This window comes from Paenibacillus mesophilus (genome assembly GCF_005938385.1).
GTDB lineage: Bacteria > Bacillota > Bacilli > Paenibacillales > NBRC-103111 > Paenibacillus_AB > Paenibacillus_AB mesophilus.
Genome location: NZ_VCRA01000027.1, coordinates 31180 through 51948, shown reverse-complemented (window position 1 = coordinate 51948; position 20769 = coordinate 31180). Strand labels below are relative to the sequence as shown.

Annotated in this window: 17 protein-coding genes; 6 read left to right on the top strand and 11 right to left on the bottom strand. The window is 55.2% G+C overall.

Annotation, left to right across the window (positions count from 1 at the left end; all coding sequences use genetic code 11):
* Window positions 1-50: 50 nt before the first annotated feature.
* A complete protein-coding gene (locus FE783_RS30205) occupies window positions 51-1364 on the bottom strand; it encodes an ABC transporter substrate-binding protein (RefSeq protein ID WP_158302125.1) in 1314 nt (437 codons plus the stop codon).
* A 297-nt stretch (window positions 1365-1661) separates the two neighbouring features.
* Between FE783_RS30205 and FE783_RS30200 the strand changes: the two genes are divergently transcribed.
* Window positions 1662-2471 (top strand): helix-turn-helix domain-containing protein, encoded by an 810-nt coding sequence (locus FE783_RS30200; protein WP_138883117.1) that lies wholly within the window; start codon window positions 1662-1664, stop codon window positions 2469-2471.
* Window positions 2472-2582: 111 nt separating this feature from the next.
* Here FE783_RS30200 and FE783_RS30195 read toward each other — a convergent pair whose 3' ends face one another.
* The 3 genes from FE783_RS30195 to FE783_RS30185 all read right to left on the bottom strand — a co-directional run bounded on the left by FE783_RS30195 (window position 2583) and on the right by FE783_RS30185 (window position 7425).
* Window positions 2583-3338, bottom strand: coding sequence for a (S)-benzoin forming benzil reductase (locus FE783_RS30195; protein ID WP_158302124.1), 756 nt, complete (start codon window positions 3336-3338; stop codon window positions 2583-2585).
* 451 nt (window positions 3339-3789) lie between these two features.
* The gene (locus FE783_RS30190) at window positions 3790-6015 is read right to left on the bottom strand and encodes a right-handed parallel beta-helix repeat-containing protein (protein ID WP_158302123.1); all 2226 of its coding nucleotides are present in this window, start codon (window positions 6013-6015) and stop codon (window positions 3790-3792) included.
* Between the two features lie 63 nt (window positions 6016-6078).
* A complete protein-coding gene (locus tag FE783_RS30185) occupies window positions 6079-7425 on the bottom strand; it encodes an ABC transporter substrate-binding protein (RefSeq protein WP_138883114.1) in 1347 nt (448 codons plus the stop codon).
* Between the two features lie 255 nt (window positions 7426-7680).
* Between FE783_RS30185 and FE783_RS30180 the strand changes: the two genes are divergently transcribed.
* Both FE783_RS30180 and FE783_RS30175 read left to right on the top strand, forming a co-directional pair.
* A complete protein-coding gene (locus FE783_RS30180; RefSeq protein ID WP_138883113.1) occupies window positions 7681-8595 on the top strand; it encodes an AraC family transcriptional regulator in 915 nt (304 codons plus the stop codon).
* Between the two features lie 242 nt (window positions 8596-8837).
* Window positions 8838-9338 (top strand): metal-dependent hydrolase, encoded by a 501-nt coding sequence (locus tag FE783_RS30175; RefSeq protein WP_138883112.1) that lies wholly within the window; start codon window positions 8838-8840, stop codon window positions 9336-9338.
* A gap of 85 nt (window positions 9339-9423) precedes the next feature.
* On the opposite strand, the gene FE783_RS30170 is transcribed toward FE783_RS30175, so the two are convergent.
* Entirely contained in the window at window positions 9424-9705 is a 282-nt protein-coding gene (locus FE783_RS30170; protein WP_238403311.1) for a hypothetical protein, read from the bottom strand.
* Between the two features lie 220 nt (window positions 9706-9925).
* Between FE783_RS30170 and FE783_RS30165 the strand changes: the two genes are divergently transcribed.
* Window positions 9926-10294, top strand: coding sequence for a c-type cytochrome (locus FE783_RS30165; RefSeq protein ID WP_138883111.1), 369 nt, complete (start codon window positions 9926-9928; stop codon window positions 10292-10294).
* Window positions 10295-10583: 289 nt separating this feature from the next.
* Here FE783_RS30165 and acpS read toward each other — a convergent pair whose 3' ends face one another.
* On the bottom strand, window positions 10584-10970 hold the full coding sequence (gene acpS, locus FE783_RS30160) for a holo-ACP synthase (protein ID WP_138883110.1): 387 nt from the start codon (window positions 10968-10970) through the stop codon (window positions 10584-10586).
* A 141-nt stretch (window positions 10971-11111) separates the two neighbouring features.
* Between acpS and bioA the strand changes: the two genes are divergently transcribed.
* Window positions 11112-12482: an adenosylmethionine--8-amino-7-oxononanoate transaminase gene (gene bioA, locus FE783_RS30155; RefSeq protein WP_138883109.1), complete on the top strand. Its 1371-nt coding sequence runs from the start codon at window positions 11112-11114 to the stop codon at window positions 12480-12482.
* A gap of 213 nt (window positions 12483-12695) precedes the next feature.
* Here the strand turns inward: bioA and FE783_RS30150 are convergent, their stop codons facing one another.
* From FE783_RS30150 to pyrH, 3 genes are all read right to left on the bottom strand, one after another.
* Window positions 12696-15170 carry an O-antigen ligase family protein gene (locus tag FE783_RS30150; RefSeq protein WP_138883108.1) on the bottom strand — a complete coding sequence of 825 codons (2475 nt, stop codon included), beginning with the start codon at window positions 15168-15170 and terminating at the stop codon, window positions 12696-12698.
* A 172-nt stretch (window positions 15171-15342) separates the two neighbouring features.
* Complete coding sequence (nadE, locus tag FE783_RS30145; protein ID WP_138883107.1) at window positions 15343-16152, bottom strand: ammonia-dependent NAD(+) synthetase; 810 nt, start codon at window positions 16150-16152, stop codon at window positions 15343-15345.
* A gap of 142 nt (window positions 16153-16294) precedes the next feature.
* Window positions 16295-17032, bottom strand: a complete 738-nt coding sequence (pyrH, locus tag FE783_RS30140) for a UMP kinase (protein ID WP_138883106.1) — start codon at window positions 17030-17032, stop codon at window positions 16295-16297.
* A gap of 382 nt (window positions 17033-17414) precedes the next feature.
* Here pyrH and FE783_RS30135 point away from each other — a divergent pair, with 382 nt between their 5' ends.
* Entirely contained in the window at window positions 17415-18752 is a 1338-nt protein-coding gene (locus FE783_RS30135; RefSeq protein WP_138883105.1) for a beta/alpha barrel domain-containing protein, read from the top strand.
* A 51-nt stretch (window positions 18753-18803) separates the two neighbouring features.
* On the opposite strand, the gene FE783_RS30130 is transcribed toward FE783_RS30135, so the two are convergent.
* Both FE783_RS30130 and tnpB read right to left on the bottom strand, forming a co-directional pair.
* Window positions 18804-19118, bottom strand: coding sequence for a hypothetical protein (locus FE783_RS30130; RefSeq protein WP_338015922.1), 315 nt, complete (start codon window positions 19116-19118; stop codon window positions 18804-18806).
* Between the two features lie 271 nt (window positions 19119-19389).
* Window positions 19390-20481 (bottom strand): IS200/IS605 family element RNA-guided endonuclease TnpB, encoded by a 1092-nt coding sequence (tnpB, locus tag FE783_RS30125; protein ID WP_138883103.1) that lies wholly within the window; start codon window positions 20479-20481, stop codon window positions 19390-19392.
* Window positions 20482-20769: the final 288 nt, after the last annotated feature.

Here is a 20769-nt window from a genome sequence, read left to right as displayed (position 1 = left end):
ACCACAACAGACTTGCTGTTGTAAAGGTACGGCTGCGGTACTTGGCGAAGTTACTTGTCCAAGTCCTGAACGATCTTGACCGCTTGCTCCTGCGCCTGCTGAAGCGCCGTGTTCGGGTCCTTCGTTCCTTTCAGCACGTCTCCGAACGCCTGATTGAACGGGGGCTGTACCCGGATCGACTTTTTGTCCCACGAAATCGGGTCCGCCCACTTTTTCGGCAGCAGCGCCCCGATTTGCTTTCCTTTCAATTGCGGGACGTCGGCACCGAAGCTGTCGGCGGCCGTCTGGTTTTTGAGCGTCGATACGCGGCCCATTCTCGCGAATTTCGTCTGCACTTCGTCCGACAATACGTGGGCGATCGCTTGGAAAGCCGCGTCTCTATGCTTGCTTGTCCCCGCCACGACAAGGTGCGTAGGCGCAGGAGGCGGGCCGACCTCCGGGCGGTCCGGGAACGTCGGATACGAGGCGATATCCCAATCGAAGCCCCACTGTACGTCTCCCCGCGGGAAATTACTGATCGTCGGGATCACCATCGCCACCGTTTGTTCTTTAACGAAAGTATCCAGATTCAGCTTCAACGGGTCCGGAATGACGCCTTCGTAAAGCTTATAGAACCGGGTAAAATTGTCGAAATACTTTTTCCAGAAGTCGTCCTTGAAGGTCGGCAGCTTCGTTTTCGGATCGACCAATTCATACGAGTATTGATTCAAGGACAGCAGATTTTGGTACGATCCGAATACGACGCCGTAATAATTCACGCCACCGTCCGCCCGGGTCAACAGCTTCGATGCGTTGTACAGATCATCCCAGGTCATTTGGGACTTCGGGAACGGAACGCCGAATTTGTTGAACAGATCCTTGTTATAGAACAAAGCGAGCGTGTTGATCTGGAAAGGAAGTCCGACAATATCCCCGGTCGTCTTCTTCATCGGCTCGAGCGTGGAAGGAATAAGCCGGTTCATATCGAAATTGTGCTTCTTGATCAGGTCGGAAATCGGAGACAGCAGTCCCGCTTCGGCCAACTCGTCGATTTTGCCCTGGGTCGATATAATGATGTCTACGGTGGCTTTCTGGGTGACGATGTCCTGAATCGTCGTGCCTTTCCCGTGTTCCATATACTTGAAGGTGATGTTCGGATATTTCTTCTGGATATCCGCCCCGAAATCGTTCATCATGTTGTCATAGCTGCTGCCCGCAAGGGTGTTGTATACCGTAAGCTCGACAGGCTCGATCACATCGGCCTTCTTTGTCTTATCGTCTTGCTCGGGTTTGTTCGATGCGGTCTTGACGCCTCCGCCGCATGCGGACAAGACGGTCATAGCGGCCGTCGCGACGAGAATCCCCTTCCAGCTTTTGTTTAGCATGAAGTTGCCTCCTTTGGTTATCGTTTCCGAGTTCATTCGATGAATCAGGTTAAACGCTTTCTTCGGCGCAGACGACGTTCCGCCGATCCACCCCACCCTGATCCTAATTGCGTTCGCAGCTCCGGCATTGTGCTGCTCTCTCTGTGGACGATCGTCCTGACCTCCATTTTATTTCTCTAGCTAACGCAAGGCGTTACATAACGTAAGTTCATTATAGTTAGCGGGTTTTACTTTGAACATTCAATATATTACTATCAAATATAGACAAAATTTCCGCAGGAAACGGAGGTCCGATCGATGAGTTCCATTCCTCCAAACGGCTTCTACCCCCGGTTCAACCACTCCATGTACTGGGAACGTAAAGAGAAGTTTGACCTGTACGAGGACACGAACGAAAACTGGTTCGTCTTCGCCATCGAGTCCGGGTCTTGTTATTATGAGATTAAAGACCACAAAGGAAATGCAACATTCGGGGACGTCATCATCTGCCCGCCGCATACCGTTTTTCGCCGAGTGGTCGTGACACCGCTTACGTTCCATGCGTTTATTATGCGCTGGGAGCATATGTCGGGGAGTGAGATGGACCCGCTGGAGACGGTGCCCACAGGGAAAATCAGCATCCGCGACACCGGCCGTCTCGCGGCCAATTATGCGGCATTAAAGAAAGCCGATCTGCTGCACAATCCGTGGAGAATGGTGTGCAAAAACCATTATTTGCAAGACATCTGGCTGACGTACTGCGAAGAGCTGGCCGTAGAGCTGCCGGCAGCCCATTCGGAGGTCAAAGATCCTCTGATGGCCCAAGCTTCCTATCTGATTCGGCAAAACGCTTTTCAGCTGTTCAATCTGAAAGCGCTTGCCTCGACACTCGGCGTGAGTCCGGTTCAGCTAAGCAAAAAATTCAAATCGGCATACGGCATTACGCCGATACAATACTTGACCTCGATCCGGCTGGATAAAGCGAAGACGCTCCTGATGGAGACGAAGCTGACGCTCGAGCAAATATCCGAATGCTGCGGCTACCAGAGCGGTCTTTATTTAAACCGCGTGTTTCTGAAGCATGAGCGCATGACCCCGTCGCAGTTCCGTAAAACGTTTCGCATGTAGGAATGCCAAAAAGCAGGCACGACAAAAAACCGCTCTTGTTCGGTGGCCGGAACGAGGCGGTCTATTACACGCACACGCCGACATGAACAGAGCGGTTTTATGGGGTATCGGTCAAAATAGGTCGCGAATATCCAGCACACTGCCGGACGGATGCCGATCGTCGAACAGGACTTGCAGCAGCTTTGCCGCCGCTTCATCCGCGCCGGACAGGGAGCCGGACTCTTTCAACTGGACGAATCGGCTGTGATCGCGGAACAGCTCGGGGCTCGTGCCGCGGATTTCCCGCTGCATATCCGTATCGACAACGCCGGGGGCGACGGACATAATGCGCACGCCGTCCGTATCGTCCCGCTGCTCCTCACCGACGCACCGGGTGAACATATCGAGCCCCGCCTTGGAGGCGCAGTACGCGCTCCAGCCGGAATAAGGCTTCTTCCCCGCGCCCGAGGAGACGTTCAGGATGCGCCGATCGGCCTTCCAGCCCGCGGTCAGCCGCAGAAAGGAGGCCGTCAGCACGATCGGAGCGATCAGATTAACGCTCACGTTGCGGGCCAGATCCGAGCCGGCGGCGAGGGCGGCCGGCGCGATCGGCTCCACCATCCCCGCATTGTTGATCAAGCAGACCGTGTCCGCTTCGTCTGCGGCTATGACAGCGAACGCCTCTTCCATGACGGCTTCCAGACGGGCGGCGTCGCTCAGATCGCAGCGGAACCATTCGAGCCGCGCTCCGCCTCGGACCGCTTCCTCCGCCAGCTCCCCCGCTTCGCTCCGCGCTATCCCGATCAGCCGGTGCCCGGACTGCATCAGTCGGCGCAGCAGCGCTTGTCCGAGTCCTTTCGACGCGCCGGTTACGATAAACAGCTTCACTATTCGTTCCTCCTGGTCGCATACAGTCGTAGTCTTTATTATAACAAACCGACCGTATATCTGAACGAGCTGATCTAACCGTCCCGTACGCAATTGGAAAGCTTAGGCTGTTGAAAAGTCTGCGAGAGGAAGCGGTGAAGGCAAGAGGTGGGGGAATGCGCTCCACTTCCGTTAAAATCGTGTTGTTTTTTGAATTTTCAGCGGTTACAACTCGATTTTAAAGTCAGCCGCTTCGCTTTACGCACATCTCCCCCACCTCTTTTGGTTTTCCAACTCTCGCTTAGACTTTTTCAACAACCTGATACGTAACCACGGTTCATAAAAAATGTAATACAATTGAAATACAACTTTCATCTTCCTTTAATGATACGGGCCTATAATAAACCTCGACCCCCTTTTTTCATATATACTTAAAGACCCGCACAGCCCGTTGCCGTGTGGGTCTCTTTTTTTACACTCCGATATGGCCAAATTCCTCGAACACGGCAACCGTATCGATAAAGCTCCAGACGACAGCTCCGTCCGACACGTTCCCGGCCGTATGGGTCGGGGCGGTAATGCCGGTCGTTCCGGCTTGGACCGCTTCGTACAATTTGCCGGCGTTGGTCCGACGTTCCCCAGCCACGACGGCTTGCCCGCCGCTCCATGCCGCCGCCGGCGTATCTACGCCTTTTACAAGACTGATACGCCCCTCTCTGCCGCCGGATACGGGAGTGTCATAATAAATTTTGTCCCCGGCTCTGACAGGCAATCCCGTCGGCGTCGTTCCTCCCACGAGCTTCCGTACCAGATTGACGTTGGACAGGCGGTTCGAATTGTCCACTCCTTCCAAATGATTGAGATCGAGCAGCAGGTCGTTCCTTTTCCCGCTCACCGCGGTTCCGCTCGGGCGATATACGGAATAGATCCCGTAGGTGGAAGGAGCGAGCACCGGAGCGTATACTTCGTCTTCGTGCCACTCGGGCAACGTTTCGCTCGTCTGAATGACCGTCCAACAATCCGCGCTCACGCCCGGCTTCGTGTTGCCGGAGGACAGATGGCGCTTCTTCGCCTCGTACTTGATGCCGCCCAGGATCACCCGGTCGGCGACGGGGTATTTGCAGACGACCGTATTGCTTGCAATCGACCCCGATACCTCATCGATATAAATATCCGCAAATCCGTTTGCCGTAACCATGTTCCCCGTGCAAACGACACCCCGCACATAGCGGACATTCAAGCCCGCCCCGCCGCACAGCATGACCGAATTCGCGGAAATTACGATGCCATAGGGCAAGAAACTCGCGTTATAGGCCGCTCCCAAGCAGGCGATGCCGCTTCCCTCCGCACCCTGTATACTGTTGCCGGTAATCGCAACGTTAAGCCGGGTGCTCGCACGGGTAACGAAAACCTGCGTATATCCGATCCCGACTCCAAGCGAGCTTGTCTTGAAAGACTCCGGATTCCCGCTGTTATCCAGAAGCAGCCTTTTGACCCCTCTAATATTGTTGGACGATATGGCGATGTCCGTATTCCATCTCGCGCCGACTCCCGTGGAGCTGATCAGGATTCCGTATTCGTAACAGCTGACGATTACATTGCCGGAAGCGTTCACATGAGCGTGCGCGATGCCGATTCCTCCGCCGTACACGAACCCGCATTCCCGGATGTAGTTGCCGGTTACAATCGTATTGAAGCCGTGCGTCTGCGCCAAATAAATGCCGTTTTTGCCGCATCTCTCGATATGGTTGCCGGTTAACGACGCTTGACTGTGGTTGTTCACGACAATGCCGTTGCCGGGCGAATTCACGAGCCGGCAGTTTTGAATGCGGATCGTTCCCATGTCACGGTCGGCATTCGCGAATTTGCCGATGATATAAATGTTCTGGTAGCCAAGCGCCCCGGCGTTGTTCCCTTGCCGATAGGCGGGATCGCTCATCACTCCTTGCATGCGGTCGTTTCCGTCCACATACAGATCGAATATGTCGATATCCTTGATGCCATTCCCGAATACGACGCTGCTGGAAGTGACCGAGGAGCTCGGAATCGTGCCGTCGTCGCGCTTCAATCCGCCCGGACCGAGCAGCACGAAGCCGTCGTATACTTGAACGCCGTTTACCGTGTACACTTTGTCGAAGCCGATAATCGGACGTCTCCCCGCATGCTGGACGGACCAGGCTTTGGCCGCGTCGAGAACGGCTTGGACGATGCTCTGCTCGTTGCCCGCCCCTATGGCGCCGAAGCTTTCAGGGTAAAACTCGTTCTCGCGGTCCTTCAACCGGACCCAGCACCCGCTGCCGGTCGGATTCGTCTCGCCGCCCCCGTTCAAGAACGAAGGCAAGCCCGCAGCCGTCCCGTCCCACGTTGCAGTCGGGCTGATGACCGTTCCGCCATTATGGGCCGCCTTCGGCATGGCCGGGTCCCAGTACAGCAGTCCTCCGCCGCAATCGGTGCCGGGACGGTATCCCCTTAAGGATACTTGCTGCCCCGCGTATTTCCCCTCGAAGCCGATTAGGCCGGACACGTCATCGATGCGCAAAACCGCCTTGGGCAAATTCGTTTGCGAACCGGAGTAAACGCTTTCAATGACGGAAGCATGGGATTCCGCCTCCCTCCCGTACACCAATCCGACCGAAGCGACACCCGCAGCCCCCAGTGATGCGAGCATTTGTCTGCGGCTCATTCGATTGCCTGCCATCCTCATTCCTCCTTATCGTTGCAATGATCGTGTCTGCGGGCATTGTCAACGAGTATCGATGCTTCACTTCATCTTGGCGTCGATCGCTTTGTTCGCCTTCTCTTCGGCGTTGCGGAGCGCCGTATTCGCGTCCTGGGTGCCGTTCAGCGCTTCGTTGCCGGCCGTTATCAAGTCCACGAGCGCCAGTCTGTTGAACCGGTTCGAGAAAGGCAGGGCGCTCATTTGATGCTTATAGACCGCCGCGACATTTTTACCTTTCAGGATGTCCAGCTTCGTACCGAATTGCTTGCTGATTCCGTCGCCGAGCAGAACCGGCATTTTGCCGTTCTGGGACAGCGCCGTCTGGGCCTCCTCCGAGGACATCAAGTACGAAATGGCGGCGAACGCCTGATCTTTATGCTTGCTCGATTTGGATACCATGAAGTAAAGAGGCTTATTCGCCCCGGCAATGCCCGGCTTCTCCTTGGACTGGGGCAGCGATGCGACGTCCCAGTTGATTTTGTACCCTTTCTGCTCCACGCCTTCCAGCAAATTGACCATAATGTTGAAGCTTTGCATGAGAGACGCCAGCGTCTCCTTCTGATAGAAGTCTTCGTTCGTCAGCTTCGTATTGCCCGGAATCGCGGCGATTTGCTGCATCAAGTCGAGCGACTTTTTCCAACCGTCCGTCTGGAACGAAGCTTTGCCCGTCTTCGGATCGACCAGAGGAACGCCCCACTGGCTGCCCGTCATCGGCAAATTGATCATGCGGAATGAGGCGTACTGTACCCCGTTCTCCATCCGCGACAAACGCTTGAACGCGGCGATCGCATCGTCCCAGGTCATATCGTCCGTCGGGTAGGGGACCCCGAACTTGTTGAACAAGTCTTTGTTGTAAAACCACATCATCCGGTCCGAATATACCGGGAGAGCGAACAGTTCCCCTTTGGAGCCGATCATTTTGGCACCTTCGACGACGATGGGGTCAATCTTTTTCAAATCTACGGCGAAATCCGTGACGTAACGGTTCAGATCTTCCGGAAAATCGTAATCCAGCAGGCCCGCCAAGTTCGGGTAATCCGTAAACACGATATCGGGAGTGCTGCCGGCGGTTATCAAGTTATCGAGCGTGTTGCTTGTCGCTTTCTGCTGGTCCAAATATTCCAATGTGATAAACGGATACTTTTTACGGAGCGGCTCGGCGAAATATTTATCGAATTCCGCTTGCTGAAACGCCGTGTTCCAGTTGTTCACCCGAATCGTTACCGGTTCGGTGCTCAGTTGTTTGCCGCTCTGCGCTGCTCCCGCCTTCGCAGACTCGGCCGGTTTATCCGCCTTACCGGAAGGTTCTGCGGATTTTCCCGAACAGCCGATTGCGGATATGCCAAGCAGAACCAGCGCCATGCTGGATGCGATCATGTTTGTTTTCATAGGAGCCCCTTCTCTCTGATGGTTTGTGATTTATTTCACATGAAAATGTAGCGGCAATACCGCTTGCAAGGGATCGCCTTTATTCCTCCACTGCCCTTGAATGCCTTGCACATACCCCTTCCTGCAAACGCTTCCTCCTTCCGCTTACTATTTCCAATCCCCGGGTTCTTCCCTATAATAAACTTAACTTCACCTTATTTCTTTACCAATGAAGACGATTATTTTGCGAAATCGTACAGGGAGAGGCGGACCGGGATGAATTTTCCGAGATATGATTTGCGCATCGAGCTATCCATTCGCCAAATTATTACGTTCTTCTATATGGAGCTTCCGAAACGTTTCTGGACACCCGGGGAAAGCCACGATTTCTGGGAATTGTGTTATGTCGATAAAGGGCATTACGAAATCGTTCGGGGCGCCGATCGAATCGTTCTGGAGCAAGGCGAGCTGCTGCTATACGCGCCTGACGAATTCCATGCCGGACGGGCTGTGAACGATACGGCGCCTACCTTAATTATTATCTCCTTCGTATGCGACTCGGCCGCCATGCGTTATTTCGAAGGGAAGACGTTCCGCCTGGACGAAAACGAGAAGCTGCTGCTGTCCCGGCTTGTGGACGAAGGGCGCGAAGCATTCGATCCTCCAGTCGATTCCCCCCGCATGCACAGACCTTCGCGAAGTGCCGCGGCATCATTCGGAAGCGAGCAAATGATCAAAAATCATTTGGAAATATTGCTCCTTCAATTGATCCGCAAAGGAGAACTCCGGAAAGCGCAGGCCAAGCCGGAAACGACCGCCGCAGCCAATTACAACCATGCGCTCGTCGAGCAAATTATCGGCTATATGGAGGAGCATATCGGCGAAAGCTTGACTATCGAACAAATATGCGGGACATTCGGCACGGGCAGAACCCGGTTGATGACACTTTTTAGAACCGTTACAGGCCTCGGAACGATCGCTTATTTCAACAAACTGAAAATCGAGCATTCGAAATCGCTGATCCGGCAGCATGCGTACAATATGACGGAATTGTCGGAGCGGCTCGGCTTCACGAGCGTGCATCACTTCTCCAGATCGTTCAAGAAAGAAACCCGCATGACACCGACCGAATACGCCCGCAGCGTAAAAGCGAGAGCTTTGCGCAGAGCTACCGACGTGTACCCGGAATAGCCGTATGCCGAAAAAAATGTAATACAATTGAAATACAACCTTCATCTCCGTTTAATGATACGGGCCTATAATAAATCTCGACCCCCTTTTTTCATATATATTTTGAAAGACCCGCACAGCCCGTTGCTATGTGGGTCTCTTTTTTTGTCGAAAAAGGAACAAATGTTCCCGATATGTGGTAGAATAGAGGAATTGGAAGAGACAACCGATCTCGAACTTTATTTGGCAAGGGGCACACATTCATGCTGCAAAAAACGCACAGCGCGGCCGGGCTCGTCGCCGCCGAAATCGTACTCGTCAATCTGCAGGTTCCGTTTCTGTCCTGGGACGCCGCGGGAGCGATCCTGCTCGGCTGTCTGGCCGGAACGTTGGCCGATGTGGACAAGCCCGGCTCTACGATGGCCAAGGTGCTGTTTCCGTTATCCGCTCTGCTCAAGCTCATTCACATCCGCCATCGTACGCTGACCCATTCCCTTTTGTTTGTCGCGGCTTTGGCTTTGGCCGCCTCTCCGCTGCCGCTGTTGTACTTCTGGGTATTGGTCGCCGCCTACGCCTCGCATCCGCTCATCGATTTGCTTAACGAGAACGGGGTGCAGCTGTTTTGGCCGTTGAAAGGAAAGGTGCGTCTGCTGCCGAAAGCTCTCGCCGTCGATACCGGCTCGCCGCTCGAAACGGCAATCCGGTGGCTGCTGTTGATCGTAAGCTTGTGGATTCCTTTTTCGACGATCGACTTCGGCTGGTAATATCCGTTAACAAAACGAATGGCAGCCCCCTTCGCGGGAGACTGCCTATTTGTGACGGGCCGGCGCCTCGGGCCAAAACGTGCGTTTACAGAAGCAGCAGCGTAATCGCCAGCAGATCGAACAACGCGAGTGTCGTAATCTGATTTTGCGCGCCGAAATAGCCTCCCGGCGGATACGGATAATACCCTCTCGTCTGGATCGAAGGACCGTCGGACGGTTGCAAATATACGTAGTCCGCGTCAACGTGGACGATTTTCCCGTCGTGCGTATGGCCGCTCTTCGTCTGCAAGCGGACCGGCCGGTTCGTGTACAGCTTGCATATGCAGTACGCGTCTTCCTTCAGCATAGTCGTAACCTCCTCGTTCATTCCGCCTCCCGCGAACGATGCGGGCGGATGCGGATCCACGATAGTATACGGGGCGAATGTCCGTATCGCGTGGGCGTATGACGAGGGGCTTCCGCCCAAATTCGGGTTGTCACAAATTGTTTGCACATTGGACACGAGGGCGCCTTGGCCGAGCCATTTGACGACGGCCGGCCTATGGTAAGATGGGCTTAATGATGCGAAAGAGGCGAGGTGGCTTCGGATGAAGGCGCAAACGATGAAGATTACGGCGGTGGCGGCCGCGCTGCTGATGGCGGCGATTCTGACCGGCTGCGGGGCGAAGAACGGCAGCTCCGGCAGTCAGGACGCGGCGGGTGCGGGTAAGGCGGCTTCCGCGCCCGGTGGCAGCGCGGAGGCGCTGTACAAGAAACAATGCTTATCGTGTCACGGCGACCAGCTGCAAGGCCGGATCGGTCCGAGCACGAACTTGACCAAGGTAGGCGGCAAGCTGAGCCGGGATCAGCTCGTCACGCAAATCGCCAAGGGCGGCAACGGCATGCCCGGCTTCAAGGGCACGCTGAACGACACCGAGATCGGGACGTTGGCCGACTGGCTGGCGGAGAAGAAGTGAAGCGGAATTAAGCCGGCGGTGGCTGCAAATACAGCCTCGGGGCGCTTTTGACACAAAATAACGCTCATATGTACTTTATCCGCCGCCTCACCCGTCTTTTTGCCGCGGATAGTGTTCATTTGAGCGTTATTTGTTTGGCGGCGGTGGCGTATGCAGTCCTCAGGGCGGGTTTGTCGCAAAATAACGCTCATATGTACCTTATCCGCCGCTTCACCCGTCTTTTTGTCGCGGATAGTGTTCATTTGAGCGTTATTTGTTTGGCGGCTGCACCACACTCTGCTGCTTCCCTTCACTCCGCCTCCGCGATCGCATACGCCCCCGCCGTCGTGGCCGAGTGGGTAATGCTGAGGTGGATTTTCAGAGGCTGCGGCTTCCGCAGTCTCTCCCATGCGGCGTCGGAGAGCCGGCATTCCGGCTTGCCGCAGTCGTCCGGGACGATGCTTATATCTTGAAAGCCGACTTCGCGGCCGATCCCGCAGCCGAGCGCCTTCACGACCGCTTCTTTCGCGGCGAACCGTCCGGCGACGAACTCCGCGAGCCGGCCGCCGCGCCGTGCGGCGAGCTCCCGCTCCGCAGGCGTCAGCACCCTCTCCACGAACCGTTCCCCATGCGGCTGCCCGAGCAGCTTCTTCACCCGTTCGATATCCAGCAAATCGATGCCTACCCCTGCAATCATGCCGTTCAACCAATCCTTTCGTACCGCCCGTATCGCGCGGTCGCTTACGTTTTCCGTCCCGATCCGCTATAGTCTATATTATAGGGTATGACGAGGCTATGCGCCAATTCCGGCTCCCTATACTCGCAAAGGAGGATCGCCATGGATCAAGCAGCCAAACGCGCGCTTCTGCACAAAGACCGTCAGCGGGTATGGCACCCGTTTACCCAAATGAAAGATTACGCCCGGCAGGACCATCTGCTCATCGAGAAGGCCGAGGGCATCTACTTGTACGACGCCGACGGCAACCGGTATTACGATACCGTCTCCTCCTGGTGGGTAAACGTGCATGGTCACGGCCATCCGCGAATCAAGGAAGCGATCGCCCGCCAGCTGGACGAGACCGACCATATTATGTTCAGCGGGTTTACGCACCGTCCGGCGATCGAGCTGGCGGACAAGCTGATCGAGATCGCGCCGCCCGGGCTCGGCAAAGTCTTTTATTCCGACAACGGCTCCACGGCCGTTGAAGTCGCTCTGAAAATGTCGTTCCAATATTGGCGCCATGTCGGCCAACCCGCGAAAACGAAATTCGCTTTCCTCGAAAACAGCTACCACGGCGATACGCTCGGTGCGGTAAGCGTGGGCGGAGTCGATCTGTTCCATTCCACGTTCAGGCCGCTGTTGTTCGACGGATACCGGCTGCCTTCACCGCACGTGCGCGAATGGTCCGACGGGCGGCCGACGCCGGAAGCGGCCGAATCGTGCACAGCGGAAGCGCTCGAAGCGGCGCGCCGGCTGTTCGAATCGTCCGCCGGCGAGATCGCCGGGCTGATCGTCGAGCCGATGATTCAAGCCGCCGGCGGCATGCTCATGCACCCCGCGGCCTATATCGCGGGGCTGCGCGAATTGTGTACACGCTACGGCGTGCACCTGATTGCCGACGAAGTCGCGGTCGGCTTCGGGCGAACCGGCACAATGTTCGCCTGCGAGCATGCGGGCGTGACGCCCGACCTGCTCTGCCTCTCGAAAGGGCTGACCGCCGGCATGATGCCGCTTGCCGTTACGCTATGCACCGATACGATTTATGAAGCGTTCTACGACGACTACGAGACGCTGAAAACATTTTTCCACGGCCACAGCTTTACCGGCAATCCGCTGGCCTGCGCCGTTGCGCTGGAAAGTCTACGTCTTTTTGAGGAGGAGCGCGTTCTGGAGCGGGTTAGCGTGACGTCCGGAGCGCTTCGCTCCCACATGCGCCGGTTTGAAAGCTTCGGGCACATCGCGAACATTCGTCAGCTGGGCATGGTGGCCGCTTTCGAGCTCTACGAAGACGCCGGGGCCAAGCGGAGCTACCCTTTTACCGAACGGCGAGGGTATGGCGTTTACTTGGAGGCGCTGAAGGAAGGGCTGATCCTGCGACCGCTCGGCGACACGATCTACTACTGGCTGCCCCACTGTACGACCGTCGAACAGCTCGATGACATCGTCGACCGGACTTGTTCCGTGCTGGAACGGCTGGGGTACCGGTAAGCATGTTGCCGATGGCTGCCTCCCCAAAATAACGGGCTTTTGCAGTTCTTATTCGTATGTGAAAACCTAGGCTTTTCGCAAAAATAAGAGGCACAAACAGCTTATTCGACTCAGATGAGGTCCGCCCATACTAATACGGCCCGTCATAGCCGACACACAACGAAGAAGCCTCCGAACCCGCTCGCGACAGCGGAATCGGAGGCTTCTATTCTTCTATAGCGTTATCGAAACAATAGCCTCGATCTCCTGCTTTTCTTCCGGATATTTCGCGACAAACCGGTCATAGAGCGCCTGGTCGAGCCTGCCCGCTTTCTTTAATGCCGCCAAATACCACCGCGTGCCGGGCCTGCTGACCTCAGAGGCCAATTGATCGCCTGTCGTCGTCGCCAGAAGCTCGGCCGATTTCGCGGTGTCTCCCCGTAAGTAGTGGACTTGTCCGAGCGTCAACGCGAGGTTCGGCGTGACATAGAACGGACTGCCCGCATTTTGTTCCTTCGGAAGCGATTCCAGCTTCTTCATCCGCGCCAATACTTGCTCGTGCAGCTCTATCGCGGCCGACCAGTGACTATTCATCGCTTCCTTCTTGCCTTCCCGCCTCGATTGATCTCCCAGCTGCAAATGCAGCGACGCCGCTCTCTCGTACATTTCAATGACCCAAGGGTAATGTTGCAGCCCTTCCTGCATGAGCGCCAGAGCGTCCGCCCACCGATTTTTCTCGATGTAGTGTTTGTACTGGGCTTCGAACACTCTGCGATCGTAAGGCTCGTACTTCTTGATCGATGCCAGCAAGCGCGAGCTCTCTTCATAGTAGGCTTCATTTTGCGATTTCGCGTATACTTGCCCCAGGAAATCCACTTTCGTCAACACGTAGTAAGGGTTGTCCGGCTGACTTTCGATCGCTTTGTCCAATGGAACGAGCACTTCCTCCAAAGACTTCCCTTGTTGGGCAAGCTGCATCGCACCGGTAAAGTTTCTGGAGGCTTTCCATTGGATAGCCGACACGATCAGCAGCATGACCGAGATCAGCCCAAGCACGACCGGCAGTCCGTATTTGCTCTTTTCCTCCTTGCCGTGCAGCCAGCGTACCCGGATCGGGTTCGATACGCCCGACACCATCCCCCCGAGACTTAAAAAGACTAGAGCGGAAATGTATACATAGCTCATCTCGAAATCCATCATGCTGTGGAACAACAAAGCCACTACTACAGCATAAAAGATCAGATTGCGTTCCCGGTCCGCCGGCCTGTCGACGAAATACGTCCTGGCGAACGAGTAAAAGATCGAGCCTACAAACGCCAGCAAAATCAATATACCGACAATCCCCGTCTCCACCATATATTGAAGGGGATAACTATGTACCTGATTGACCGTATACGGATTGTTCGCGTATTGCGGGTACAAGACGCTCCAAGCGTTGCCGCCGGCGCCGAACAAAGGATAGTCCTTCAGCGCCTTGAACGTATCCCTGTACATCGTAAAACGCTCGAGCACGCTGTGCTGCTGGAGGTTGATGCTCTGCACCCTTTGGGCCAACGCTTCCGGCAGCAGGTTCACGATAGCGGCGTTGCCCGCGATGACCACAGCCCCGCATATAACGCCTACGACGATCAGCGCGGGAACATACAGATTGGCGAACCTTGCTCCGGAAATGCGGCCTAATCCTTTCTCCAGCAAAGGCGCCAGCAGCTTATGCACGAGCACAATGACTGCGCATGTGGCAGCGGAGGTCAAGAGAAGCAGGCTCCAGCCGCCGAAAGACAGCGGATCAAAGAAAGACAGCGTGTCCTCCACTTTGAAATCCGGCCCGCGCCGTTCCACCATGACAGTCAATACTTCCGAAGCTATATTCTTGATCTTGTCGGTAATGAGAAAAGAAGCGGCGCTTCCTACAATCAAGTAGACGAAAAACAAAATTTGTCTCGCAAACGACAAAAAAGGCAAAAAGGCAAGCAGGATGAACGGGAGCATCACGAGTCCCCCGCGGGACAATGTCAGGAAAAATGACAGCAGCACGGGAACGAGCATCAGTGCATGAACAGCCGTCGCGTACCATTTCCGGGATACCACGATCAAATACAAGCAGCATAGCAATGGAATGATCAAAAATCCGGCATAAGCATTCGCATACTGGAATACCGACGTCAGTCGCAGCTCTTCCCCGGACCGCATAACCGCATCGAAGAAATAGACGTTCCCGAACACGTTCAACAAACAGTACACGACTATTAGATAGGCGGATCCTACGATCCCGTAGCGGATGATAGAATTGCCTACGCGGTTGCGCGAGAAATAAAGGCCGATCACGAAGAAGATCGCGTACATGAGGTGAAACAGCAGCAAGTTTTCGGCATGATGCCAGGTTGCGGCAAATAGCAGCGACACGCAATAGCTGAGAGGAATGCCCCATACCGCTAACGCATACAAGTCGCGAATTTCGCGCAGGCGCCAGCTTTTGAACAAATATACGGTTACCAGCAGCGCGGCAAGCGAAGTCCATACGATCGCCGAATAGATGGGACTTTCGTACTGCACCTTGGCTCCATAAAATAGAGCCGTTTGAAACGGGGCTATGAACAGAAACGCCACAATGAAAACGACGACGCTTCCAAAGAGGATCGAATGATGCTCTTGCAGTCCCGTACCCTCCCGTGCCAAACGATACTGACTTTTCTTTTGTACTACAGCCATAATGGTCTCCGTCTCCGTGTCTACCCATATTTTGGTAGTTTTAGTTTTATCATAGCATGGGCCGCATAAAACGTCTAGCTTAAGCGAATGGTGTCGAACAATTGCCCTTACAGAAAAAAACGCGGAAGCCGTAGGCGGCTTCCGCGCTTCCGCTCCTCGCTACATCCCGCCGTTAGATGCCGGGAATCGGCGAACGCTTATGCTCGGTTTTCAAATATTGCTTCTCCAGCTTCTCTTTGGCGGCCGGATCGATTTCTTTGCCCTCCAAATAGTCGCTGTTATCGTCATACGTAATGCCCAGCTCCGACTCGTCCGTCTGGCCTTCCCATAGTCCGGCCGTCGGCGCCTTGTCGAGTATCGGCTGCGGGACGCCGAGCCGTGCGGCAAGCTGGCGCACCTGACGTTTATTCAGCGAGCTGAGCGGCGTAATATCGACCGCACCGTCGCCGTATTTGGTGAAAAATCCGGTGATCGCCTCGGAAGCATGATCCGTCCCGACGACGAGCAAATTCATGTCGAAGGCGAGGGCGTACTGCATAACCATGCGCGTGCGGGCTTTGACGTTCCCTTTGCCGGAACGGCTGATATGGCGCGGGGTGCCGAGCGCTTTGAAGCCGTACTCGACCTCGAGGGCGATTTCGTCCACCGCCTGCTCGATGTTCGTCTCCACCTTATGCGTCAAGTTGAACGCTTCCGCTACCGAGTAGCTGTCCGAGATGTCGGACTGCTCGCCATAAGGCTGGAATACGCCAAGCGTAATGTAGTCGCGTCCGGTTTCCTTCGCCAGCTCGTCGGTCGCCATTTTGCACAGGCCCGTCGCCACGGCGCTGTCCACGCCCCCGCTGATGGCGATTAGCAGGCCGGTCACTTTGCTGTCCAGCACGTACTGCTTCAAAAAGTCGACCCGTCGGCGTATTTCCGCGTCAACGTCGATTTCCGGCTTGACGCCGAGTCGAGCGATAATGTCCTGCTGCAAGCTCATTGTTCTCCACACCCTTCTATACGGACCCTTTGAATTGCTGCGTCAGACTTCCTAACATCAGTATAATTCACTGTCGTCAAATTTCAAGCGACTGGGCCAAAAATGGAGAAATTCGCTCCACCGCACCTATCTGACACACCGATCAAGTCACAAATTGTGCCGAGACTCCCGCCTGAACGAGCGTACCCTCGTCGGAGCCTTCGCATATCCGCCTCATAGCCCCTACCCGGTCGAAGTTGAATACATGAAGCGGCAAGCCGTAATCGCGCGCCAGCAAGAAGGCCGAAGAGTCCATCACCTTCAGATCGGACCGGATCACTTCCTCGTACGGGAGCTTCGCATACAGTCTGGCGTCCGGATTACGCTTCGGATCGCTGTCGTACACTCCGTCCACTCCCTGCTTGGCGACGAGTATCGCCTGCGCGTTAACTTCCAGCGCCCGCTGCACGGAAGGATAATCGGTAGTGACGTACGGCTGCCCGTTGCCCCCTGCGAAAATGACGATATACCCTTTCTCCAGATGGTGGATCGCCCGCAGTCGGATGTACGGCTCGGCAACCGCGTTGACCGCAAGCGCGGACATAACCCGGATTTCCTTATCCGTCTTCGCCTTCAGTACGCCCCGGAGCATCAAGCTGTTGATGACCGTCGCCATCGTCCCGATGTTGTCCGCTTCCGCCCGGTCGATGCCCCAAGCCTCCGCCATATTGCCGCGAAAAATATTGCCTCCGCCGATGACGACGCATACCTCGATGCCGAGCCGCGTTACCGCGATCACTTCGTCCGCGATATGCTCGAGCCTCCCGGGATCGAACCCTACCGATTCCCCGCCCGCCATCGCGCCTCCGCTCAGCTTAACCAACACGCGCTTATACCTCACTTGACAGCACCTCCGTGAATGGGCAAAAAAATAACGCCGAGCCCGAAGGCCCGACGCAGGTTCATGCAGCAATAGGAACGAAAACGAATTCCGATACCGGAACGAAAAAGAAAAGCGACATGCAGCGGGCTTCGTCTGTCCCCCGCTTCATCCGACGGCTAGGCCATTGACCGATGCCACTCGAACAAACCATGTCCCCGCCTCCTCTTTTGTTCTTCCTAGGATCATACCGGAACTTGAAGCTACTTGCAACCGTCTATTCACCACTTCAATTAATTAATGTAATTTATCGCCTATATAAAATAGTTAAAGTTTCGTTTATCGAAATTCCAAAATACAATAATGACAACAACTTAATCCAATATAGAACGGGTGACCGAACATGAACAACAACCGTCCTGCCCACTTAGCCGGAGCAGAGCCGAATTTATTGCGGGAGCAATTTCCTTACGACGCTCCGCCCCTCGTCGTCTTCGACGGCGTCCACGTTCCGATGGACCGTCCGCAAGACATCTTCATAACCGATACGACGTTCCGCGACGGGCAGCAGGCGCGCACTCCGTACACCGTAGAACAAATAACCGCCTTATTTGATTTGCTGCACCGGTTGTCGGGGCCAAAAGGAGTCATCCGCCAAACCGAGTTTTTCCTGTACAGCGAGAAGGATCGGCAAGCCGTGCGCGCCTGTCAGGAGAAAGGCTACGCATTCCCGGAAATTACGGCGTGGATCCGGGCGGTCGCGAAAGATTTCCAGCTGGTCAAGGAGATGGGCATCCGCGAGACGGGCATTTTGACCTCCTGTTCCGACTATCACATTCATCTGAAGCTCGGGATGAACCGCGAGCAGGCGATGGATCAATATTTGTCGGTAGTGAAATCGGCGCTCGCCGAGGGGATCCGGCCTAGGTGTCATCTCGAGGACGTGACCCGAGCCGACGTATACGACTTCGTCGTCCCCTTCGTTCAGCAGCTTGTCAGCCTATCCGAGGAAAGCGGCATTCCGGTCAAGGTCAGACTGTGCGATACGATGGGCTACGGCGTCAGCTACCCGGGAGCGGTGCTCCCCCGCAGCGTGCCTCGGCTGCTGCACGCTTTGCGGACGGAGACGGGCATCGCTTCCGCCCAACTCGAATGGCACGGGCACAACGACTTCTACAAGGTGCTTACGAACGCGGCGACCGCATGGCTGTACGGTTGCTCAGGGGTAAACGGGACGCTGCTCGGGTTCGGGGAGCGGACGGGAAATACGCCTGTCGAGGGGCTGCTGTTCGAATATATGGGGTTGACGGGCGATACGTCGGTGAATACGCGAATCGTCACGGAAATCGCCGAATATTTCGAGCGCGAGCTCGGGTATGCGGTTCCGCCGATGACGCCGTTCGTCGGCAAATCGTTCAATGTGACCGCGGCGGGCATTCATGCCGACGGCGTCATCAAGAACGAGGAGATTTACAATATTTTCGATACGGACAAATTGCTCAACCGGCCGCTCGGCGTGCTTGTAACGGATAAAGCCGGTACGGCGGGCGTCGCGCATTGGGTCAATCGCCAGCTCGGGCTGCAGGGCGAGCAGCGCGTAGACAAACGATCGCCCGGCGTCCACGCGATGTACACCTGGGTAGTCGGTCAATACGAAGGCGGGCGGACAACGAGCTTGTCCGACGAAGAGCTGACTGCTGCGGCACGGCAGTATTTGCCGGATTTGTTCCCATCCGTCTGAAAAGCGAATAAAGCGGGCTGCCGTACGTACCGGCCACCCGCTTTATTTCACTTACTTGATAATCTGGATGTGGCCGATGAACGGCAGCGGTGCTTGTTTGCCGTTAGCCGCATTGATAATGCCCAGAATCATCAGCACGAGCACGCATAAATTGCCGATCGGAACAATAATGAGCGGTCCCAGAAACGGAATGATTCCCCCGACGATATTGACGGCGAGCGCGCCCAAGAACACAAGAAGTCCCTGATTGGTGTGGTACATGGCGAATCTCGACTCCCTCGCAGCAAGAAGCGGTACGAAGAATAAAATATAAGCCACAATCGCCATCGCCTTGTTTTTCTCGATATCCGAAGTTTCGAAGCTCAATATAACCCCCTCCTTTCCTTTCATAATTGCTTTTCCCGGCGTTCTATCCGCATAAGTCCAACCTTTCGAACCGGTCACGCATCCATTTCTATGTACAAAAAAACGACACCCTCCTCCATAATTCTTCATCTTCAGTCATTTTCCTGCCATTATTTCCTTTTAATTCTTCGTTTGACAACTCCCACGGCTAAAGCCATGGGATTCTTGGGAGCAGCCAGCTAACGCCAGCTTCGTATCCAAGCTATCCCTGTGTGTCCCACAGTTCGCCCGCCTACGCGAGCAAGCGAAGTCCTTCTTCCAAAATGTTTTGCGCCGCATTCACGTCACGATCATGGTGTATCGCGCATTCCGGACATGTCCACTCCCGCACATTCAAGCGTTTGACATCCGGGTTTCGGTGTCCGCAGCACGAACAGAGCTGACTGGACGGGAAGCTCTTCCCGATGATGCTTACTGTGCGTCCATACCACTTGGCTTTGTACGTCAGCATGGCGCGGAATGTCGCCCAACTGGCGTCGGCTATGCTTCGGGCGAGCTTATGGTTCTTGATCAGATTCTCCACTTGCAAGTCCTCCAGACAGATCACTTGGTTTTCGCGAATGAGTCTGGTGGACAGCTTGTGCAGAAAATCATTTCGCGCGTTCGCCACCCTCTCGTGCAAGCGTGCGACTTGAATACGAGCCTTCTCTCGATTGCTGCCGCCTGTCTTGCGTCTGGACAGCGTCCGTTGCGCCTTGCCTAGCCGTTTCTCCAGTTTGGTCAACGGCTTTGGATTGGCTACCGTCTCGCCATCCGACAGCACCGCAAACGCTTTAACGCCGAGATCCACGCCCACTGCGCGTTCAGATTCAGGCAGCGGTTGGCTTTCCGTTTCACATAGCACCGACACAAAGGTTTTTCCGCTCGGATTTCGCCGAATCGTAGCGGAGAGAATCCGTCCCTCGATGTCGCGAGACTTGGCATAGCGAATCCAGCCTAGCTTAGGCAGTTGGATCCGATTGCCTTCTATGCGAATCGCGCCATTGTTCACGCTGGTGTAGCATTGGTTTGGATTCCGCCTGTTCTTAAACTTCGGATAGCCATTCTGCTCGCGGAAGAACGCCCGATACGCTTCATCCAGCGCTCGCAGTCCTCTCTGCAAAGCGGTGCTGTCTGCTTCTTTCAGCCATTCTTTCTCGCATTTGAGGAGGGTCAATTCGGCGGAACAAGCGGTATACCCGAGCGTCTTCCGCTCTTGCTCGTAGACATCCTTGCGGCGTGCCAAAAAGTGATTGAACACGAACCGTACACAACCGATTGTCTTGTTGATGATGGCGGCTTGCTCCGGTGTAGGATACAATCTGAACTTGAATGCTTTGTGCATCTGCGTTCGCCTCCTACCCCCAGTATATCACAAGAATAGGAACGTATGTTCTCTTTTTTTTGTGTCGGATGCTTGAGACGGCTAATGCCGTCCCGCATCCGAAGGCCTTATATCCCAACGCCTAAAGACGTGGGTTTACGGCCTGTTCTATAAGCTTATGCAAGAAATCGATCGATATGCTGCGGGGAGCAAACAGGGCTCGATAGTCCATACGGCTGTGATATAATGGAAAAAGCAGACGGAAAGGCGGGAGATGTCGCATCATCCACTCGAGAGGCGAGTGGCCGA